The sequence below is a fragment of the Paraburkholderia sp. 40 genome, assembly GCF_050434105.1.
GTDB classification, from domain to species: domain Bacteria; phylum Pseudomonadota; class Gammaproteobacteria; order Burkholderiales; family Burkholderiaceae; genus Paraburkholderia; species Paraburkholderia tuberum.
The window spans coordinates 1,295,033-1,315,189 of sequence record NZ_JBNPVY010000002.1 but is presented as its reverse complement, the minus strand read 5'-3'; the positions used below and the strand labels follow the sequence as shown (position 1 = coordinate 1,315,189).

22 protein-coding genes and 1 pseudogene are annotated in these 20,157 nt (G+C 62.4%); 8 read left to right on the top strand and 15 right to left on the bottom strand.

Going from position 1 to position 20,157, the window contains the following annotated elements; genetic code table 11:
* Positions 1-11: 11 nt before the first annotated feature.
* The 5 genes and pseudogenes from OKW28_RS07330 to doeA form a co-directional block, all read right to left on the bottom strand.
* Positions 12-264 (bottom strand): annotated as a pseudogene (locus OKW28_RS07330) (hypothetical protein).
* 207 nt (positions 265-471) lie between these two features.
* Positions 472-717, bottom strand: coding sequence for a hypothetical protein (locus OKW28_RS07325; RefSeq protein ID WP_184040027.1), 246 nt, complete (start codon positions 715-717; stop codon positions 472-474).
* Entirely contained in the window at positions 717-1,205 is a 489-nt protein-coding gene (locus tag OKW28_RS07320; protein WP_429444379.1) for a hypothetical protein, read from the bottom strand. Before OKW28_RS07320 ends, OKW28_RS07325 begins: the two co-directional genes overlap by 1 nt.
* Before the next feature lie 335 nt (positions 1,206-1,540).
* On the bottom strand, positions 1,541-2,632 hold the full coding sequence (locus OKW28_RS07315; protein WP_429444377.1) for an alcohol dehydrogenase family protein: 1,092 nt from the start codon (positions 2,630-2,632) through the stop codon (positions 1,541-1,543).
* Positions 2,633-2,697: 65 nt separating this feature from the next.
* A complete protein-coding gene (doeA, locus tag OKW28_RS07310) occupies positions 2,698-3,918 on the bottom strand; it encodes an ectoine hydrolase DoeA (protein ID WP_429444375.1) in 1,221 nt (406 codons plus the stop codon).
* Between the two features lie 288 nt (positions 3,919-4,206).
* Between doeA and ehuA the strand changes: the two genes are divergently transcribed.
* The 6 genes from ehuA to OKW28_RS07280 all read left to right on the top strand — a co-directional run bounded on the left by ehuA (position 4,207) and on the right by OKW28_RS07280 (position 9,772).
* On the top strand, positions 4,207-5,112 hold the full coding sequence (ehuA, locus tag OKW28_RS07305) for an ectoine/hydroxyectoine ABC transporter ATP-binding protein EhuA (protein WP_429444374.1): 906 nt from the start codon (positions 4,207-4,209) through the stop codon (positions 5,110-5,112).
* A gap of 83 nt (positions 5,113-5,195) precedes the next feature.
* Positions 5,196-6,038, top strand: a complete 843-nt coding sequence (gene ehuB, locus OKW28_RS07300; RefSeq protein WP_429444373.1) for an ectoine/hydroxyectoine ABC transporter substrate-binding protein EhuB — start codon at positions 5,196-5,198, stop codon at positions 6,036-6,038.
* Between the two features lie 74 nt (positions 6,039-6,112).
* Positions 6,113-6,772, top strand: coding sequence for an ectoine/hydroxyectoine ABC transporter permease subunit EhuC (gene ehuC, locus OKW28_RS07295; RefSeq protein WP_429444372.1), 660 nt, complete (start codon positions 6,113-6,115; stop codon positions 6,770-6,772).
* 4 nt (positions 6,773-6,776) lie between these two features.
* The gene (gene ehuD / locus OKW28_RS07290) at positions 6,777-7,436 is read left to right on the top strand and encodes an ectoine/hydroxyectoine ABC transporter permease subunit EhuD (RefSeq protein ID WP_429444371.1); all 660 of its coding nucleotides are present in this window, start codon (positions 6,777-6,779) and stop codon (positions 7,434-7,436) included.
* Positions 7,437-7,445: 9 nt separating this feature from the next.
* On the top strand, positions 7,446-8,213 hold the full coding sequence (gene eutA, locus OKW28_RS07285) for an ectoine utilization protein EutA (protein ID WP_429444370.1): 768 nt from the start codon (positions 7,446-7,448) through the stop codon (positions 8,211-8,213).
* Positions 8,214-8,422: 209 nt separating this feature from the next.
* Positions 8,423-9,772 (top strand): MFS transporter, encoded by a 1,350-nt coding sequence (locus OKW28_RS07280; protein ID WP_184061532.1) that lies wholly within the window; start codon positions 8,423-8,425, stop codon positions 9,770-9,772.
* 62 nt (positions 9,773-9,834) lie between these two features.
* Here OKW28_RS07280 and OKW28_RS07275 read toward each other — a convergent pair whose 3' ends face one another.
* The 8 genes from OKW28_RS07275 to coxB form a co-directional block, all read right to left on the bottom strand.
* A complete protein-coding gene (locus tag OKW28_RS07275; protein ID WP_429444369.1) occupies positions 9,835-10,224 on the bottom strand; it encodes a YunG family protein in 390 nt (129 codons plus the stop codon).
* Positions 10,225-10,447: 223 nt separating this feature from the next.
* Positions 10,448-10,888 (bottom strand): hypothetical protein, encoded by a 441-nt coding sequence (locus OKW28_RS07270; protein WP_429444368.1) that lies wholly within the window; start codon positions 10,886-10,888, stop codon positions 10,448-10,450.
* 333 nt (positions 10,889-11,221) lie between these two features.
* A complete protein-coding gene (locus OKW28_RS07265) occupies positions 11,222-11,920 on the bottom strand; it encodes a hypothetical protein (RefSeq protein WP_429444367.1) in 699 nt (232 codons plus the stop codon).
* A 20-nt stretch (positions 11,921-11,940) separates the two neighbouring features.
* The gene (locus tag OKW28_RS07260) at positions 11,941-12,711 is read right to left on the bottom strand and encodes a hypothetical protein (protein WP_429444366.1); all 771 of its coding nucleotides are present in this window, start codon (positions 12,709-12,711) and stop codon (positions 11,941-11,943) included.
* A gap of 176 nt (positions 12,712-12,887) precedes the next feature.
* Positions 12,888-14,213, bottom strand: a complete 1,326-nt coding sequence (locus tag OKW28_RS07255) for a ferredoxin reductase family protein (protein WP_429444365.1) — start codon at positions 14,211-14,213, stop codon at positions 12,888-12,890.
* Positions 14,214-14,264: 51 nt separating this feature from the next.
* Positions 14,265-14,600: a hypothetical protein gene (locus OKW28_RS07250; RefSeq protein WP_018423781.1), complete on the bottom strand. Its 336-nt coding sequence runs from the start codon at positions 14,598-14,600 to the stop codon at positions 14,265-14,267.
* On the bottom strand, positions 14,597-17,134 hold the full coding sequence (gene ctaD / locus OKW28_RS07245; protein WP_429444364.1) for a cytochrome c oxidase subunit I: 2,538 nt from the start codon (positions 17,132-17,134) through the stop codon (positions 14,597-14,599). Before ctaD ends, OKW28_RS07250 begins: the two co-directional genes overlap by 4 nt.
* Positions 17,131-17,817: a cytochrome c oxidase subunit II gene (coxB, locus tag OKW28_RS07240; protein WP_429444363.1), complete on the bottom strand. Its 687-nt coding sequence runs from the start codon at positions 17,815-17,817 to the stop codon at positions 17,131-17,133. The genes ctaD and coxB overlap by 4 nt, the downstream gene beginning before the upstream one ends.
* Positions 17,818-17,868: 51 nt before the next feature.
* On the opposite strand from coxB, the gene OKW28_RS07235 reads away from it, so the two are divergent.
* Positions 17,869-18,381 (top strand): DUF2231 domain-containing protein, encoded by a 513-nt coding sequence (locus OKW28_RS07235; protein ID WP_429444362.1) that lies wholly within the window; start codon positions 17,869-17,871, stop codon positions 18,379-18,381.
* Here OKW28_RS07235 and OKW28_RS07230 read toward each other — a convergent pair.
* Together OKW28_RS07230 and OKW28_RS07225 are read right to left on the bottom strand one after the other, a co-directional pair.
* Positions 18,345-18,857 (bottom strand): CopD family protein, encoded by a 513-nt coding sequence (locus OKW28_RS07230; protein ID WP_429352914.1) that lies wholly within the window; start codon positions 18,855-18,857, stop codon positions 18,345-18,347. The two genes, OKW28_RS07235 and OKW28_RS07230, sit on opposite strands and share 37 nt — an antisense overlap.
* Complete coding sequence (locus tag OKW28_RS07225) at positions 18,854-19,579, bottom strand: cytochrome c oxidase assembly protein (RefSeq protein WP_429444361.1); 726 nt, start codon at positions 19,577-19,579, stop codon at positions 18,854-18,856. The genes OKW28_RS07230 and OKW28_RS07225 overlap by 4 nt, the downstream gene beginning before the upstream one ends.
* A gap of 320 nt (positions 19,580-19,899) precedes the next feature.
* Between OKW28_RS07225 and OKW28_RS07220 the strand changes: the two genes are divergently transcribed.
* Positions 19,900-20,058, top strand: coding sequence for a hypothetical protein (locus OKW28_RS07220; protein WP_429444360.1), 159 nt, complete (start codon positions 19,900-19,902; stop codon positions 20,056-20,058).
* Positions 20,059-20,157: the final 99 nt, after the last annotated feature.

Here is a 20,157-nt window from a genome sequence, read left to right as displayed (position 1 = left end):
CTGCTGTCATGTCATGCGGTCGGGGTTTTTATTTGCTTCGTGCGGTAGTGGCGCCATCGCTTCATGATGGCCACATAGGCAAGCGCTGCCACGATCAATTCAATAGTCACCCACACTACGAAATATAGAATCCGAAGCACGCCACCATGCGGGCGCCTCGCTTTCCGTCCACGGATAGGTGTATGGGTGGACATAATGGATCGACAGAACGAAAAGGCCGAAAAATAGCGCGACCGTGAGAAGTCTACGGACAAGTGTTGCCATGCGTAATGACCTCGATTGTTCCGGACTGCCCCAATTTTCATGCACCCTTATCCGCGCTTATTCCGCGGATCTGCGCATTTGATGTTTTCATCAAAGTAATGCCACGTGATGCCGACATACATCGTGGACACCGATTCAACGTGATTGAGCGAGGACGATCAAGGGACGAGAACAGCGAAGAGAACCAACCTGAGATCGCAAGAACAGCTACTTTGGCGCTGAAAGATTCAGTCGCGCGGCCAGATCCGGATGCGCTTCGCCTAGACATCGAAGTGCCAGCGCTCCAAGCTTGCGGGCCGATTCGTCATCCAATGGAGTTTCCGGTGCTTCAGGAATATCGAGGAACATCGCCCGATCCAGGGTTGATTGAATAGCACGACGCGACACGTTGCTCATTTTGAGCGTATTCGTGTCGTCGTCGTAGATAAAGACGACAGCAAGGTCTCGTACCATCAATAGCCTCTGCACTGGTTGTATGTTTCAAAAGCACGTTGCTCGCACGCAAAGCGAGTTCTCAAATCGCCGCCGTATGTTTTTGACAGCATCTCGCACTCGATCTCTTGCCGTTCGCTCACACCGCGTGCACCAAGGATCGTCACATCTCCGCCTGTCGAAGTGTCAGAATACTCGAACGGCCGGGCATTGCCCAGATTCTGCGGCACGCGCGGGCTGCTGCCATATTGCGAGCGTGCCATGCTAACGTCGTCCGCTTGTTGCGCGCGCCCGCGACAATCGCACGCCCATGCGTAACCCAGGGCTTTGGCCATTGCGTAACCGGTCGAATACGACCGAAGCCTATCCTGCGGAAACCATTCGCCGGTTTCGACGTTCAGCGCCATTGCGGATGGCATTGGCGGAAAGTTTGAGTATACCGAATAGATGATACGGCAAAGCAAGCACTCTTCCTTGCCACCGGTGCCGTCCTGTTTCTGTTGTCCCATTTGACCTCTTCTTATTTCGCAGAAAACACCCGACGAATTAACCATCCAAATGAGTCGTCGTCAAGAGAATCAATTTGGGATAGAGCCGTTTTGACAAACATTGACAATAAGCATTGTCCAACGGCAAATGAACTTGAGGCCCACAGGGTTCGCATCGACGATTCGCCGATAGGCGGCGAGTCTGTCACAGGAGGTGATTATCGACGGATGATCGTCGATTTGAACGAAACCACGATCCACATCCGACTTGGAAAAATTCTGATTGCCACGGCCGAAAAAAGCCCGCCTTGCAGGGCGGGCTCGCATATTCCTATTGAACCGAGAGTTACCGAAAGCTAATGCGCGGCTTCGCCGCCATAATGCCGATCCGGAATCACAACGATATTCCCCACAAAGCGCTTCTCCGTAAACCGCGTCTGCGCGTCGTGAAACTTCGACAACGGATAAGTCGCCGCGAGAACCGGCCGGATCGTACCGTTCTGAATATAGTCGAGCACGCGTTTGAACGCACCGCGCGTGCCTTGCGACGACCCATTCAACTGCAACTGCTTCAGATACATCGTGCGCAGATCGAGCTGCACGACCGGCCCCGCGATCGCGCCCGCGGTCGTATATCGTCCCTCAGGCCGCAACACGTTCAACAGCTTGCCGAACAGCGCCCCGCCGACAAGATCGGCGACTACATCGACGGCCCGCCGCTCGGTCATCCGTTCGACGTCCCCGACGAAATCGCCGCTGTCGCGCAGCATCACCCCTTGCGCGCCGAGCGCTAGCACGGCCTCTTCCTTGCCCTTGCTGACGACCGCATACGGAATCGCGCCGCGCGCGCGGCACAGCTGGATGATGGCCGAGCCGACGCCGCCGGACGCGCCGGTAATCAGCACCCTTTCGCCGTGCTTGACGGCCGCGCGTTCGATCATTTGCTCGCCGGTGTGATAAGCGCACCAGAACGTAGCGAGTTCGGCGTCGGAATAGGTGCAGTCGACCCGATGCGCGTTTTCCGCGGGCACGGCCGTGTATTCAGCGTAGCCGCCGTCGCGGCCGTGGCCGATGTAGTCGATATCGGCGAGGCTGTCGTCGTCGCGGTTGTAGATCGACGCGTCGACGATCACGCGCTCGCCGATACGCGCGTCGCTGACGCCGCGACCCACCGCGACCACGCGTCCGACGATATCCGCGCCCTGAATGCGCGGAAACGTCAGCGTCGAGCGGCCGCGTCGCCACGTCGACACCGCTTGCGGATCGTCGTCGGTGCCGTAGGCGCCCTGGCGGACCCACACGTCGGTATTGTTGAGACCGCATGCGGTGACGTCGATCAGTACCTCGCCAGCCGCGCACAAGGGCACCGGCACGTCGTCGCGATAGACCAGTTTGTCGAGGCCGCCGTGCGCGGTCAGGACGACGGCCTTCATCGTTTTCGGAAGCATGTTTCCCCTTTCGTTGAAACGGGCGTCGTGCTTCGCGAATTCACGCGGGCACGACGCCCGCGCGATCACGGTTTGACGAACAGCTTGCGTGGCGTCCTGCAAAAGGGCTCGACGCCGGTCCGCGTAATCAGAATGCTCTCGGTGATTTCGAGGCCCCAGTCGTCGAGCCACAGGCCCGGCATGAAGTGAAACGTCATGCCGGGTTCGAGGACGGTCTTGTCCCCAGGGCGCAGGCTCATCGTGCGCTCGCCCCAGTCCGGCGGATAGCTCGCGCCGATCGGATAGCCGCAGCGGCTGTTCTTCTCGATGCCGTATTTATGCAGCACCGCGAAAAACGCATTGGCGATGTCCTCGCAGGTATTGCCGGGTTTCGCCGCGGCGAGCCCGGCCTCGATCCCTTCGACCACCGCGCGTTCGCCTTCGATGAAATGCTTCGGCGGCTTGCCCAGGTAGACGGTGCGCGACTGCGGGCAGTGATAACGCTTGAAGCAGCCGGCAATTTCGAAGAACGTGCCAGCGTCCTTCGCGAACGGCGTGTCGTCCCAGGTCAAATGCGGCGCGGCCGCGTCGGCGCCGGTCGGCAGCAGCGGTACGATCGCCGGATAGTCGCCGCCATAACCGTCGATGCCGGTAATGCCTGCCGAGTAGATCTCCGCGACGAGGTCATTCTTGCGCATACCCGGTTCGATTCGCTCGACGATATGCGCATGCATCTTCTCGACGATGCGCGCGGCCACGCGCATGTACTCGATCTCGCGCGGCGATTTGACCGCGCGTTGCCAGTTGACGAGGCCGGTTGCGTCCTGCCATTTCGCGTCCGGCAAATGCGCGACGAGCGAGCGATAAGCGGCGGCGCTGAAATAGTAGTTGTCCATTTCGACGCCGATCTTCGCGTTGGCCCAGCCCCGCGCCGCGATCACGTCGCGCGCGAGGTAGTCCATCGGATGCCGCGCGGTGGATTGCACGTAATGATCCGGATAGCCGACGATCTGATCGTGCTGCATGAAGACGGTGCGCTTGGCGCCGTTCGCGTCCTGACCGCGACCGAACCAGACCGGCTCGCCATCCAGCGCGAGCAGCACGCACTGATGCACGTAAAACGACCAGCCGTCGTAGCCGGTGAGCCAGGCCATATTGGTCGGGTCCGACACGATCAATAGTTCGATGCCGGCCGCCTGCATGGCCTTGCGCGTCTTGGCAAGACGCGCGGCGTACTCGTCGCGTTCGAACGGCAGGCGCACGACGGGCGCCGCGATTCGCGATTCGTGTTGCGTCGTATCTGACATCTTCCCCTCTCTCTGAGCGTGACGTCGTTGCGGAAAGTGGCGCCCGGTGCAAGTGAACGGGGCGTCCACGGGTATCTCTCGCCGCAGTCTAATGCCGCGAAAAAACGCCGCTGAATGTGCTAGTTCAATGTTCATGACGTTATCGACGGACGCTGCGTGATTGTTGCAGTGCACGCTGCGCCGCCCTTGTCCGCGCGTAAAAAGAATTGTTCTAGAGCAATCTGGATCGCAAATATGGCTGCGTATTCTGGTTCGCACTACTTGGACGACGAACGGGATCGAATCGATATGAACACCGCGCGAGTCACCGATTTGCTGAGCGCTTCAGGCATCGCCCCGGCGAGTCATTCATCCGAGGAGCGCGCGGTCGCCTCCGCAAGCACACCGGCGCGCCGAGACGAAAGCCCGGCGAGCAAGCCATTGATCCGGCTCGACCGGATCACGAAACGATATGGCGCGCTGACCGTGCTCGACGAACTGTCGCTCGACGTGATGCCCGGCGAGAAGCTCGCGCTGATCGGTCCGTCGGGATCGGGCAAGACGACGATCCTGCGCATCCTGATGACGCTGGAAACGATCGACGGCGGCCATATCGAAGTGGACGGCGAACAATTGTTCCATATGCCGCGCGGCGGCCAGATGGTGCCCGCGAACGAACGGCATCTGCAGAAGATGCGCGAGAAGATCGGCATGGTGTTTCAGCACTTCAATCTGTTTCCGCACAAGAGCGTGCTCGACAACGTGACGCTCGCGCCGATGCTGACGAAGGGCGAGAGCCGCGAGTCGGCGGAGCGGCGCGCGCTCGAACTGCTCGATATGGTCGGCATGGCCGATAAGGCGAAGAGCCGTCCCGCGCAACTGTCGGGCGGGCAGAAGCAGCGCGTGGCGATCGCGCGGGCGCTCGCGCTCGCACCGCGGATCATGCTGTTCGACGAGGTGACGTCCGCGCTCGACCCTGAACTCGTCGAGGAAGTCCTGAACGTGATGCAGCGGCTCGCGCGTGAGACCGATATGACGATGCTGCTCGTCACGCACGAAATGGGCTTCGCGCACGACTTCGCCGACCGCGTGCTGTTCTTCGATCGCGGCAGGATCGTCGAGGAAGGCAAGCCAGAGGACATCTTCACGCATCCGACGCACGAGCGGACCCAGAGCTTCCTGCGCAAGATTCTCGCCGCGGGGCATCGAATCTGAGCTGAGTCTGAACATATTGTTTTTCCCACGCTGCACATCTCTCACTACTACGCCATACCACTACGCCTTAGGAGCCAAAAATCATGAAGTTAAAGGGGATTCTGATTGCGGGAGGGCTGTCGCTGTTGACGCTCGCGAGCCTCGCTTATGCCGCCGACGACAAGCTCACGCAACTGCGTCAGCAAGGTTTCGCGCGCATCGCGATTGCGAACGAGCCGCCGTTCACCGCGGTCGGCGCCGACGGCAAGGTGACGGGCGCGGCGCCGGACGTCGCGCGTGCGGTGTTCAAGAAGCTCGGCGTCAACGACGTCGTCGCGTCGGTCTCCGAGTACGGCGCGATGATTCCGGGCCTGGCGGCCGGGCGGCATGACGCGATTGCGGCGGGGCTGTTCATGACCCCGCAGCGTTGCGCGGCCGTCGCTTATTCGCAGCCGGTGCTGTGCGCGGTCGAAGCGTTCGCGGTCAAGAAAGGCAACACGAAGAGTATCAAGACCTACGAGGAAATCGCGAAAGATCCGAAAGCGGTGATCGGTGTGGAAGGCGGCACGACCGAACAGAAGCTCGCGACCGCCGCGAATATTCCGACCGATCGCGTGATCATCGTGCCGGACGGGCAAAGCGGTCTGAAGATGCTGCAGGACGGCCGCGTCGACGTGTTTGCGTTGCCGCTGCTGTCGATCACCGATCTGCTTTCAAAGGCGAAAGACCCGAACCTCGAATCGATCGCGCCGGTGCAGAACACGCCGGTGCAATGCGACGGCGTCGCATTTCGCAAGCAGGACACCGCACTGCGCGATGCATTCGACGTCGAGCTGAAGAAGATGAAGGAGTCCGGCGAGTTCGCGAAGATCGTCGAGCCCTATGGCTTCCCGACGAAAGCGGCAATGTCGACGAGCCGCGAGAAACTGTGCGCGGCGAAGAACTGAGTCCGCGATAAGACGCCATGCGCGCAACGCGGTAGCGCGCGTGGCCCACGATACATTGCGCGCGAGGTGCGTCGATGAACCACTGGTCCGGCTATTTGCAGCTGATTCTGCAGGGGGCGCAGACGACGATCGAACTGACGCTGATGGGCGCGGTACTCGCGCTCGTGATGGCGTTCGTCGCGGGGCTCGGGCGCCTGTCGCGTTTCTTCGTGGTGCGCGCATTGGCCACGTCGTATATCGAGTTCTTTCGCGGCACCTCGATATTCGTGCAGTTGTTCTGGGCGTATTTCGTGTTGCCGATGGCCGGCCTCACGCTGACGCCGCTGCAGGCCGGCGTCCTCGCGCTCGGTTTGAACGTCGGCGCGTACGGCGCTGAAGTGGTGCGCGGCGCGGTCGCCGCGATCGGCCACGAGCAGCGCAGCGCTTGCATTGCGCTGAATCTTTCCCGCTATCAGCGCATGCGGCACGTGATCTTGCCACAGGCCTTGCCGCTGATGCTGCCCACGTTTGGCAACAACGCGATCGAGCTGCTGAAGGGTACGGCCGTCGTGTCGCTGATCTCGCTCGGCGACATGACTTTCCAGGCGCAGGTGGTGCGCTCGCAAACCGGCAATACGTTGATCCCGTTCGCGACGATTCTCGCGCTGTACTTCGCCATGGCCTGTCTGATCTCGTTCGGCATGCGCAAGCTGGAAAGCCGGATGAGTTTCGGTCTCGACCGCATCAGGAGATAGACGAATGGAATGGGACTGGAGCTTCGTGCGCGAGATTCTGCCGATCCTGCTGCAAGGGTTGGAGATCACCGTGCTCGCTACTTTGCTCGGCGCGGTGGTGGCGGCCGTGGTCGGCATGGCGATTGCCATTTTGCGGCTGGCGCCGAATCGCGCGGTGTCGCGTGGCACGTCGGCGATCGCGAGTTTTATTCGCGGCACGCCGCTGCTCGTGCAGTTGTACTTCGTGTTTTACGTGCTGCCCGACATCGGCATACGGATGCCGGCGCTGGCGGCCGGTGTGCTCGCAATCGGCGTGCATTACGCGACGTATGCGGCCGAGGTTTATCGCGCGGGCATCGAAAACATTCCGCGCGGGCAATGGGAAGCAGCAAAGGCCTGCAACCTGAGTCCCGCGCAAACGTGGCAGCACGTGATCCTGCCCGAAGCGGTGCCGCCGATGGTGCCCGCGCTCGCCAATTATCTGATTTCTATGTTCAAGGAGACGCCGTTACTGTCGGCGATCACGGTCCTCGAATTGATGAATCAGGCCAAGATCATCGCGAATACGGATTACCGCTATCTGGAGCCGATGACGCTCGTCGGCGTGCTGTTCCTGATCATCAGCCTGATCGCGGTGGCCGGTGTGCGACTCCTTGAAAAGCGTTTTCCGGCTCCGGGGCATTGAACGATGCAAATGACTATTCGACAGTTCGAGCGCGCGCCGCATCTGATCGAACGCGCTTTCGACAAACGTATCGGCCTCGTGATCCTCGCAACCGATCACACGACCGAGCCGGACTTCGCGGCACTCGTCGCAAACGAGCGTATCGGCATCTATGTGAATCGCGTGCCGTATGCGAACCCGGTGACGCCCGACAATCTGCGCGCGATGCAGCCATTGCTGAGCGCGGGCGCGGCGCTGATCCTGCCCGACGAAACGCTCGACGTCGTGATGTATTCGTGCACGTCGGCATCCGTGATGATCGGCGATGCGCAGATCGAGCGCGCTATTCATGCGGCGAAGCCATCGGCCAAAGTCGTCACTCCGACCGCTGCCGCAGTCACTGCGCTGAGCACGCTGGACGCGCGGCGTATCAGCGTGCTGGCGCCGTACACCGCCGAAACCAGTCGGCCGATGGTCGAGTACTTTGCCGCGCAAGGCTTTGCGATCGACCGCTTCTCATGCCTGGGTCTGACCGACGACCGGGAGATGGCACGGATTTCGCACGACGATATCGTCGCCTTCGCGCGCGATGCGACAGCGCCCGACTCCGATGCGCTGTTTATTTCATGCACCGCGGTGAGAGCCGCGCCGATCATCGCGCGAATCGAAGCCGCCATTGGCAAGGCGGTAGTGAGCAGCAACCTCGCGACCGCGTGGATGTGTTTGCGCCTTTGCGGCGAGAACGAGGCGAGGCCACAGCAGGGTCGTTTGATGACGCTGCCGTTGCTGGTGCGCTGAGAGCACTGTGCGACGCCAATCATGTTGTTTTTCCCGAACGCGCGCGACGCGTCGCCGACGCACGCGTACGGATTACCGCATCCGTTGCGGGCTTTATGGAAAACCCCGATGCCTGCATCGTCCTAGAACATCGTTGCAGGCGCGGGTCGCCGGTATCGTGGATTCGGGCGACGTTGCCTGTGTCGCATAGAGACATCCCAGGAGGAGTCATGCACTACGTACATTCATGGACCGCGCAGAGCGCGCAACCGCAGGCGCGCAGCTTGCTGCGACGCGCAATCGCGGCGTCGGCACTCGGAAACGCGACCGAGTGGTTCGACTACGGTATTTACGCCTACGGCCTGAGCTATATTTCGGCCGCGTTGTTTCCCGGCAGCACCGCGCAGGCCACGTTGTTCGCGCTCGCGACGTTCGCCATTTCGTTTCTCGTGCGTCCGCTAGGAGGATTGTTCTGGGGGCCGCTCGGCGATCGCCTCGGCCGCAAGCACGTGCTTGCGTTGACGATCATCCTGATGTCGGTCGCAACGCTGCTGGTCGGACTCGTGCCGACTTACGCGAGCATCGGCTGGTGGGCACCGGTTATCCTCGTCGTTCTGCGGATGATCCAGGGTTTTTCGACGGGCGGCGAATATGGCGGCGCGGCGACTTTCATGGCCGAATACGCGCCGGACAATAAGCGCGGCTTTTGTGGCAGCTTCCTCGAATTCGCGACGCTGTCGGGTTTCTCGCTCGGCGCGTTTCTGATGCTCGGTTGCTCCGTCGTGCTCGGCAACACGGCAATGCATGCGTGGGGATGGCGTCTGCCGTTTCTGATTGCGGCGCCGCTCGGCCTGATCGGTTTCTATCTGCGCTCCAGGCTCGAAGACACGCCGGTCTTTCGCGAGCTCGAACAAACGATGCACAAGGAGCAGCATAGCTGCGTCACGCTGAAGGCATTGCTGCGCGACTATTGGAAACCGCTGATCCAACTCGGTGGACTCGTGGTTGCTTTGAATGTCGTCAACTACGTGCTGCTCGCGTATATGCCGACGTTCATGCAGAAGCAGCTCGGCATGAGCGACAACATGTCCCTGCTCGTGCCGCTAATCGGCATGCTTGCGATGATGGTGTTTCTGCCGTTCGCGGGCACGTTCTCGGATCGCGTGGGACGCAAGAACGTCTGGTGGTTTTCGCTGATTGGCCTGTTCGTCGCGGCGATTCCGATGTTCCTGCTGATGAAGCTCGGCGTGGCGGGCGCGTTCATCGGCTTTGCGGTGCTCGGGCTGTTGTACGTACCGCAACTGGCCAGCATCTCGGCGATGTTCCCCGCGATGTTTCCGACCCAGGTGCGTTACGCGGGGATGGCGATTGCGTATAACGTGTCGACGTCGATTTTCGGCGGCACGGCGCCGATGGCGAACGAATGGCTGGTCGCGCATACGGGCAATGCGCTGGTGCCCGCTTATTACATGATGGCCGCGTGCGTCGTGGGGGCGATAGCGTTGATCTACGTGCCTGAAACGCGCGGGTGTTCGTTGCGCGGGCAAGGCATTCCGGGGAAGCAGGAAGTGATTGTTTGAAGTGACATGGCGTGGCCAACCGCGTATCGATGCAGTTCGGCCACGCGTGTTTGATTGAGCGTTTATTTCAGCTGGCTTTGCGCGAGCCTCGACTTCAGCAGTTCGTATTTCTCCCGCGACGTATCCGCGAACGCCGCCTCACGACTCGAACGCGTATCGTCGAATGGAATCGGCTCGGCAAACTGGCTGACCGTCAGATCCCATCTGCTGCCGTCGATCAGGTTGTAGAAGTGCGTGCCCCCCGACGTACGCGTCGTCAGAATCTCGCCACCGAAATAGTCCTGCATGATCAGAGACGTAACGCTGCAATGATTCTGCGCGGGATTCGTCGACGACCACGCGTGCGTGGGGCTCGACGTATCGCCGGCCCATACGCGTGCAAGGACGCGGTATAGATCGACGGGCGTCGCAAAGGTCTTCGATACGGCAGGCGTCTGTGCTTCCTGTGTCATGGCGGCAATCCTTCGTTCGATGAGCGGATAAGGTCGTAGAAAACAAAAAGCCCCGTCGTTGCCGGCGGGGCTTTCTGGCGCATGTCGCTGCGAATGATGTCTAGCGGCGTATGCGTATGCGAGTCCCCACAGGCAGTCCCACGCGGGCATGATGATGCTTTGCAGTCGGGCGGTACGTGAGGGCTTGCATAGTGAGCGAGTGTGCCTTCGATTGCGCGACGCGTCAACGAATCATCGACAACTGCGTCGCGCTGACCGTGCTTACGACTTCGCGCCGCTCAGGATCGCGAGGCTCGGGCAGTAAGTGCGTCGCGCTCAGATCCGCGGCCTGCTGCGAGCGCACGCCTGCGCTGCTCGACGTCGGCGGATCGATGAATACCTGCGCGTTGTTCGATCCCGCCGGTGCCGTCAGCGTCATCGTCACTTTCCACCAGTTGCCGGATTTCACCGCGCTCAGCGCCGTCGCTTGCCCCGCGCCCCACGTGCCGCGCACGATCGCGCCGGTGTTCGTGTTCAGCACCCAGCCGAACTCGGTGCCGCTCGGGTCGTCGGTCTGGATCGAGCCGCCGGGGAACACCGTTGCGTTGGTGGTGGCGAGCACGTAGTCGGTGAACGTGTACGACTGGCCGCCCTGCACACGGATCGCTTCGTGAATGTTCGACACGGCCGAACCGTTCGTGCTCGCGACCGTCGCGGCGCCGCGTTCGAGGTGGCCGCGTTCGCCACCGGCGATGTCGACGCGCCGCTATTGTCGCCATTGCACGCGGCGAGTCCGACGGCCATCGCCAGCCATTCTTCTGGACATCATGACCCCTCCTGTTGAACCGCTGATCGGTTGAAAACACTTGCTGGTTTATTACTAATATTTTGTCCGGCGCGGCATGCTGCATGCCGGTCTGCGCGAGGGTGTGAAGCGAAAGGGATAGAAATGAACGTGGCGCGCGTCGAATCAGGCGTTCGACCGCGGATGGCTTGCGCCGATGTGCTTCAACGCAATTCAACCGCCGGACAGAACCGTGTCCTCGACTTCGTAGCGCTCATTGCCAACTGAAATCAGATTGATGCCGGCATGCTTGCGCGTCAGCGTGTCGCCGGGCATCGGCCGATCGCTCGCGGACGCGGCCGTGCCCATCACGCGACCGTCGACGTCGAAGAAAATCGCCCGCGTCGTGCCGTCGGGCCAGTAGACCACGACCGTAGTCGATCGATCGCCGTGATGCACGACGCCGAACTTGCACATCGTTTTGGTCTGTCCGTTGCCGCGCTCGCACGGCAACGTGCCGCTCGCGCTGATCGGCGATTCCTTCACGGGCCCGTGGCCGTTCTGCGAGCCGGCCTGAGCGCTTTCAGTCGAAATCGAAATCAGCGTCACGCCATCCGCCTCGCCGACCACGCGCGCGTGCCGCTGATGCCCGACGATCGCGCGCACGGCGGCGCTGTCGCGCGAGCCCGGACAGCCGACCAGCATCGCCATATGGTCGAGATAGTTCACGGTCGCGGCCGACTCGCCGAGCCGCCGGCATGCATCGCCCGAGTGCGGATAGCCATCGCCGAGCACGACGAACGACGCGGGCCATTCGAACGGCTTCTCCATGCCAGCGGCCTGCGCGGAAGTCGAAGCGCCGGCGGCACCGAAAGCCATCGCCGCAATCGCCGCGTACGGCGCCGAAGCAAACGACCGGGTCGTGCGTCGCATCGAAGTTCTCCTCGGCTTGCTCACGTTCGAGCCGCGCCGGCCGCCAACGCGGCCTGCGCCCGCTGCAGCCACTCGCGATTATGCTCGCGCGCGTGACGTGGCCAATGTTTGGCATCCTGCACGATTTCGGCATAGAGCGCGCCGGCGCGGCGGCGGTCCGCATCTTCGGGTTGCGCGGCGAGCCAGTCGGCGAACAGGCAGCGCGGCGCGACGTCGTTCGCGCAGGTCAGCGCCTGTTCGAATGCCGCGCGTGCGCCCGGCGCATTCAGCGCGGCCAGCGTGCGCGCGTACAGCAGCGCCGCCTCGCCCTGGTTGCGTGCCCGCGGATTGACCGAGAACAGATTCCCCAACGTCGCATCGGCGGCCGTGTAGTCGTCAAGCGCGAACTGCGAGCGCGCGAGACCGAGCAGCAGCGCGGGATCGTTTGCAAATGGGCCGTTCGCCGCGGCCTGGAAATGTTCGAGCGCTTCGCACGGATTGCCGGCCGCGAGCAAGGCCTCGCCGAGCCGCATCCGATGCTGCACGGTCGGCGCGCGGTCGAAAGCGGCGCGCGCTTCACGCAGCGCGCGATTCGGATCGACGAATTGGGTGATCGCCTGCGTGGCCACGCGCGCGCCGCGCGTATGGCGCAGACTCGGCAGGTAGACCGCGAACAGGTACACGACGCTGCCGAGCAGCGGAAAAGCAAACAGAATGAATAGCCAGTAGATGCCCTGGTTATTGCGCATCGCGTGGACGGCGAAAAAGATCGCGATGAAAACGTGAAGACCAATTCCAAAAAAGTAGGGCATATCGATTCAACCTTCGAGCATGAGGAAAAGCGCGCCGCGAGCCCGTCATTGCCGTAACCGGGCCCTAATGCAGCGAACCGACCCGCAGATACGCGAATAGAAGCGACAACGCCACGACGATCACGCCGGTGGCAATGACGAGACGGTTGGCCAACAGTCGGCGCATCACAAGTCTCCTAGACGAAACTGTAGCGTTCGGAATGGTAGCGGATGCGCGGCACTTTCATTTCGCCGAGCGCCGTTTCGATCGCATCCATCATGGAGTCCGGGCCGCAGATGAAATACTCGTGATCGGCGAACTCGGGCGGTAGATGTCGCCGGAACATCGCGGCATCGATGCGCCCGACTTCCCCGCTCCAGCCTTCGGGCGGGTCCGACAGCACATAGACGATGCGCAGATCGAGCCGCGCTTTCAGCGCATCGAGCTCCTCGCGGAAAGTCAGCGAGTCCCAGGTCTTGCCGCTGTACAGTAGCACGAGCGGACGTTGGTCGCCGCGATCGGCGAGCGAGCGGATCATGCTCATCATTGGCGTGATGCCGATACCGCCCGCGATCAGCACGTGCATGTCGGTCGGATGCCCGATCGTGAACGCGCCATACGGTCCGTCCAGATACACGCGTCGACCTTTTTCGATCGTCTTCACCTGGCTCGTGAAATCGCCGAGATTGCGGATCGTCATTTCGACGCGGCCGTTCGCGGCCTCGGCGCTCGACGAGAACGAAAAAGGATGTCCGGTGATCCTGAACGGGCTGCCCCACACGTTGAGCCAGCCGAACTGGCCGGGCTTGAAGCGAAAGCCAGCGTGGCCGTCGGGCTGCATCACGAGCGTCGTCGTGTCGCCGCGTTCGGCGCGCACTTCCGCGATCCGGTACGGACGCCTGATCATGAAGAGCGGCTTGAACAGACGCACGTACAGCAGCAGCGCTACCCAGAATACTGTCATGCAGATCCACAGCGTGCGCTTGAACGGATCGGTCAGATAGAAGCCCCAGCCGATCATATGCAGCACGCCGCCGAAGATCGCGACGAGCGCGAGCCCGATATGCGACAGATGCCACAGCTCGTAACGAATCTTCAACTGCTTGCGCCATAGCGCGGTGATCACCAGCACTATCACCGAGCCGATCGACAGGAACGCGAACCACGCACCCCACGGTACATCGAGCAGCGAGTCGGGCATCGCGACCTTGTCCGAGCGGATCGCGAACAGGACCAGCGGATGCACGACGACCAGGCCGACCGCGAGCAGCGACACGTGTCGATGGAAATGATAGATAACGTCCTCGCCCCACGGCTCGGTCACGTGACGAAAGCGCGCGGTGAAGCCGAATTGCAGGCCCATCATCGCGAGTCCGGAATAGCCGAGCGCCACCGAGAACTCGGTGCCGAAGTTGCGCGCGGGCGGGAGCGTGCCGGTCAGCAGCGCAAACAGCGGCGCGACAATGAACAGTAGATAGATGACCGACCAGACGGCCTTGCGCACGAGATCTCGAGACTGCATCGGTGCTTCTCCATGCCGGGTGCGGCGGTCCCGTTCGCGCTCAGTCCGCGTTCAGACGCAGGTGGTGAGCAGCAGCGCGGGCCCGAACGTGATTACGGTCGCGACCAGCGCCGCGATCAGGGTCCAGACGACGACGGTATGCATGAACGAGCTGATGCGTTCGGGACCAGGGTCGCGGGTCGCGGCGCGATAGCGCCATAGCCAGCCGATCGCGATCAGATGCAGCAGCAGAATGATCGCAAGACTCGCGCGCAGCGGGCCGGTGGGCCACGCGAACGCGCAGCCGATCGCGTGCAGCGCATACAGGATCACGAACGCGAGACACCAGATCGTGAAGCCGACGGCGAGCCACCACAACCGCCGCGGCGAAAGCGGACGCGCATTCATGGTCTGGCTCCCAGCACGGCGACGAGGCTCGGCAGCGCGAGCACGAGTCCAAGCGCGATGATGCCCGTCGCCAGCGTGTAATCGATCCACAGGCGGGTGAGACGCAGATCGGTCAGGCGTCGCGCGGAAACGAAGCCCGCGCCGACGCGCAGCACGTTGCTGATGAGGAACAACAACCCGACGCCCGCGTGAACTGCGATGTACGTGAGCAGCGCCGCGGCCGTCGCGCCGAGCGCATGCTCGCGCGGATTCGGTGTCACGCCGTTGATCAGCATCACGCAGGCGATGAGCGCGACGATCAGCGCGATCGCGCTCAGCCCGATCGTGCCGTGCGGTTTGCGCTCGGCGGCGGCCGCGCGCAACGAGCCACGCGTGGCGGCTGCGGCCACCGCGAGCGCGACGGCCGCGACGAGCGCGAGCACGCGGTTCGGATGCGGCGTCACGGCTGCCGGCCAGTTCGGCGCGGCAATCCACAGATAGAACGTGCCGAAGATCAGCGAGGTGAACAGCGTGCCGTCCGCGACCAGCGCGCAGATCATCGAAAGCCATGACGGCGAACCGGCGACCTCGGTATGCGGCGGCACGCTGACGCCGCGGCCGACCGGCAGCGCGCCGTAATCGCGCGCGTGCCCCGCGCTCTGGCCCGCGTAGATGAAGAGGCCAAACGTCACGAATGCGAATGCGACCGACAGCAGATAGAACTTGAACAGCATCGCGAGCACCGCCGCGGCGGTCACGAGCGCGGTGACGAGCGGCAGATAGGTCGAGTTCGGCAGCACGATCAGCTGTTCGGGCTCGCCCGATGTCATATGCACGCCTAGCGTCTCCTGCCAGCCGTTGCGCGTGAAACCGAGGTAACCCTCGCCGCGCGCCAGAGAGGTCGCTAGCTGGCCCGGGGGCACCTTTTCGGTTTCGGCGTCCATGTGCGGGATCGACGCGAATGCATACGGCGCGGGCGGAATCGGCATCGCCCATTCGAGCGTGGTCGATTGCCACGGGTTACGTCGCACGCGTTGGCCGAAACGCAATTGCACGACGATGTCGATCACGACGAGCGCGAAGCCGATCGTCATCACGAAGCTGCCCACCGACGACAGCAGATTGAGCCAGTTCCAGCCTTCGTCGCCGCTATAGGTGAAGACGCGCCGCGGCATGCCTAGCAGGCCGGTCAGGTGCATCAGAAAGAACGTCATGTTGAAGCCGATGAACACGAGCCAGAACGCCGGCACCGAAAGGTTATGGACGGCGGTGCGCCCGGTCAGCAGCGGCAACCAGTAATAGAACGCCGCGAGCATCGGAAACGCGAGCGCGCCGGCCACCACGTAGTGCATGTGCGCGACGACGAAGTAGGTGTCGTGCGCCTGCCAGTCGAACGGCACGATCGCGAGCATCACGCCGGTCAGCCCGCCGCACGTGAACACGAAGAAGAAGCCGAAGATGTACAGCATCGGCACGTCCCAGCGCGGGCGGCCGTGCGACAGCGTGGCGAGCCACGCGAAGAACTGGATCGCGGTGGGCACCGCGACGATCGCCGAGCCCGCCGAGAAGAACGCGAGCGCCAGATGTGGGATGCCCACCGTAAACATGTGGTGCACCCAGATGCCGAAGCTCAGGAACGCGAGCGCGATGATCGCGACGACGATCGTGCGATAGCCGACGAGCTTGCGGCGCGCGAACACGGGGATCATCGTCGACAGCACGCCGGCCATCGGCAGGAAGATGATGTACACGTCCGGGTGGCCGAACAGCCAGAAAAGATGCTGCCACAGCAGCGGATCGCCGCCGCGCGTCGGATCGAAGAACGGCAGGTTGAACGCGCGTTCAACCTCGAGCAGGATCGAGCCGAGAATCAGCGGCGGAAACGCGACGATCATCATCATCGCGGTGACGAGGATGTACCACGCGAAGATCGGCATGCGATCCAGCGACATGCCCGGCGCGCGCATCTTCAGGATCGACACGACGATTTCCATCGCGAGCGACAGCGCCGAAATCTCGACGAACGTGATGCCGAGCAGCCACACGTCGGCGTTCAGTCCGGGCGTGAACACGTTGGAGCTGAGTGGCGTGTACATGAACCAGCCGCCGTCGGGTGCGCTGCGCAGAATCAGCGACACGGTCAGAATCGTGCCGCCGAACAGATAGCACCAGTAGCCGTAAGCGGTCAGGCGCGGAAACGCGAAATCGCGCGCGCCGAGAAACTTCGGCGTCAGATAGACCGCGAAGCTCTCCACCATCGGGATCGCGAACAGGAACAGCATCATCGATCCATGCATCGTGAAGACCTGGTTATAGGTCTCCACATCCATGAAGGCGGCATGCGGCGTCGCGAGCTGCACGCGCGTGAGCATGCCGAGAATGCCGGCGATCGCGAAGAACACGAACGACGTGATCATCATGCGCATGCCGAGCACCGTATGGTTGACCGCGGCGAGCCTCTGCACGCCTGGCCCGGTGGCCCAGATCGCGGCAAGCTGGCGATGCAGCCGCAGCGCGTTGATGCCCTGTGATGGCGGCTCGACGGGCACACTCATTTCTTCACCTCCCCGTTGGCGGCGGCGTTTTTGACAGCAGCCGGAAAATCTTCCGGACGATCGACGATCACGGTGAAGTGCATCCCCGCGTGACCGATGCCGCAAAACTGGTTGCATTGTCCGGCGTACTGGCCGGGCTGATCGGCCTGGATACGCAGCAGGTTGTGGTGGCCAGGGACCGCGTCGATCTTGCCCGCGAAGCGCGGAATCCAGAATGCGTGCAGGACGTCCATGCTGGTCACGGCGATGTCGACCGGCGTGCCCGCGGGCAGATGCAGCACGTTCCCGGTTTCGACGTTGCCGAGTTCCGGATAGCGGAAGGTCCAGCGCCATTGCTGCGCGATCGCCTCGATGCGCGCGGGCGCGTGCGCGCGCAGCGGCAGCAGCAATTCACCCGCGTACAGCGCGTAGCAGATCAACGGGATCAGGATCACTGCCGGCAGCACGAGACCGCCGAGCACGATCCAGCGCGCGGGCGAAACGTGCGAGCCCCAGCCGGGCCGGAAGACCGTCATCAGAAACAGTACGAGCACCATCGCGAACAGGATCGCGGCGCCCGCCAGCATCACCCACCACAGCCCGGCGATCGATGCGGCGGCCGGACCCGATGGCTCGAGCGTCGAGAGCGGCCCGGTGCAGCCGGACAACGCGGCGAGCGATCCGGCTTGGACGGCCAGGCGCAAGCAGCTATGATGGTTTGCACCACCAGGCATCCGATGCGAGGACACACCATCATGGCAAACAAAGGCAATGCTGGAAACGAGACGCGAAGCGAAGTGATGCTCGAGCTGTTGCGGCTCGACAAGGGGTCGGTGGTGGCGCTCGTCGGCCATCCGATTCACGTGATGATGGTGCATTTCCCGATCGCGTTCGTCGTCGCGACGTTGGGCGTCGACGTAATCTACTGGTGGACGGGCGACCCGTTCTGGATTCGCGCCGGCTTGTGGGCCGCCGGCTTCGCGTTCTGGAGCGGCGTGGCTGCGAGCGTGGTCGGTACCGCCGAGCTGCTGCTGGTGCGCGGTATCCGCCTGAAGGAAGCGAGCTGGTCGCATGCGGTCGCGGCGATGACGCTCGTCGCGCTCGCGGGTGCGAACTGGGGCGTGCGCCTTAATTACCCCGATGAGATCCTGCCGCATGGGCTCGTGCTGTCGGTGCTCAGCTCGGTGATGACGGGCTTCGCCGGCTGGCATGGGGGCAAGCTCGTGTTCGATCATGGCGTCGGAATTCTCGTTTCGCCGAAGGAGTGATGCAGCCAGCGGCCAAGTCCACCCGGCTCGAACAGATGCGGGGCCAGCAGGTTCGAGTCGATGTGAGGCTTGGCCAGCACGATCCAGATGATCGCAACGATCACGATCAGATAAGCGATGGTCAGCGCGATCGCCGAGGCACGGCTGAACCTGCCGTCGGGCAGATACAGATCGTGCAGTACGAGGCCGGCCAGCACATGCAGCATCGCCATGATGCCGACGAACACCATCTTCGCGGTGAACCATTCGACGAAGGTGGCCTGCAGAAAAATCAGCACGGTGCCGCTCGCAATCGCGACGAAAGCGGCGGGCGAGGTCAACTCCACGAACACGAGACGCGTGATGCGGTGCAGCCGGTCGAGTTCGGTGCCCGCCGCGAGCCCGCGGCGCTGCCAGAACAGATACGGCAGCACGATCAAACCGCCCGACCAGACGGCGATCGCGGCCAGATGAATGAACTTCAGCAGGGTCGTCACAGCGCGGGCTCTCTGACGCGCAGGCTTGACCAGACGAGCGAAAGTCCTGCCGCGAGATAAGGGATCATCGCCAGTACCCACATCAACAGTCCGGCGAGTTGCTGGTCGGCGAGCGGGGTGAGCCCCCACGCGGCGGTGGTCGCGAAGTGCGCGACGTAGAGCGGGACCGGCGCGAACACGATCAACGCGCCGAGCAAACCCATATGGCCGATCGTCGCAACGAGCGCCATCAGCGCGGGGCCGGTCGGCAGCGACGGCGAGAAGATGCTGCGCCACATGAGCCATGCGCTGCCAAGCAAAGTAATCTGCATCAGCCAGTAGCCGGGTATCGTCGCGAGTCCCCACGCATAAGGCCCCGGCGCATGCCACAGCCAGATGATCACCGCATGAGCGGCGACCACCGGCACGAGCGGCGGATGCGCGAGGCGCGGCAGCGGAAACGCGAGGGCGAGCAATGGAGCTACTGCAGCGATCAAAATGACGTGATGAGTGACGCGTGCGGAGAACAATGCCGAGGACAACGCGCAGAGCGGCGACACGAACACGAGGGCCATCAATGCGACGGCGCCCCATCCCGCCCGTGCATTCGCCGAGCGGTTGCTGGCCACGAACCATGCGAGCGCCGCGAGCGCGACGAGCAATGGCGGATCCGTGTTCCAGCGCAGCCACAAGCTTTCAGGGACGGCCGCGGGACCACAGTAGGCGACAGGAAAATATGGCATGGGCGATGTCTTCAACGAGTCCAGGTGCTTCTTTAGTACACGCAAGCAAACGCGTGACAGATAACGCCTTCGAATTGTCGGGACGGCTCACGATCCAACTGATCGCTCGTGTACTCTAGCGCAAATAAACTGTTTAGGGACGGCTATCTGAATCCTGCAAGTTTTTGCGTGACAGAATGTTTTCAATTTGTCACTCGAGGCTTTTGCCGGCGGGATAAAAGCCGGTGTAATGGCGGCGGTAAGATTGCAATGGTGCGGCGCAATACTTCAGGCTGACCTGCCCGGCGTACTATGATGAAATCATGTGACGGAGGCCCGCCATGTTTCATGATCCCATCCGAATTCCCGCAATGATCGAATTGTCATTGCTTGCGATCGTGCTGATCGTTGTCAGCATCGTACGCGCGAGGCAGCAAAGGGAGCGGGCGCGGAATCGCGCCATGGCGGAGCAGCGAAGCTCTGATAAAACGCGAATGTAATATTCGCTTTTACTGCATCTTTTAAGACTTTCGTATTCAGCTATTTTGCTGGTCTTTGTCACTTCTATCGATGGCTTTTCGGCGTGGCGGCAGCCACGC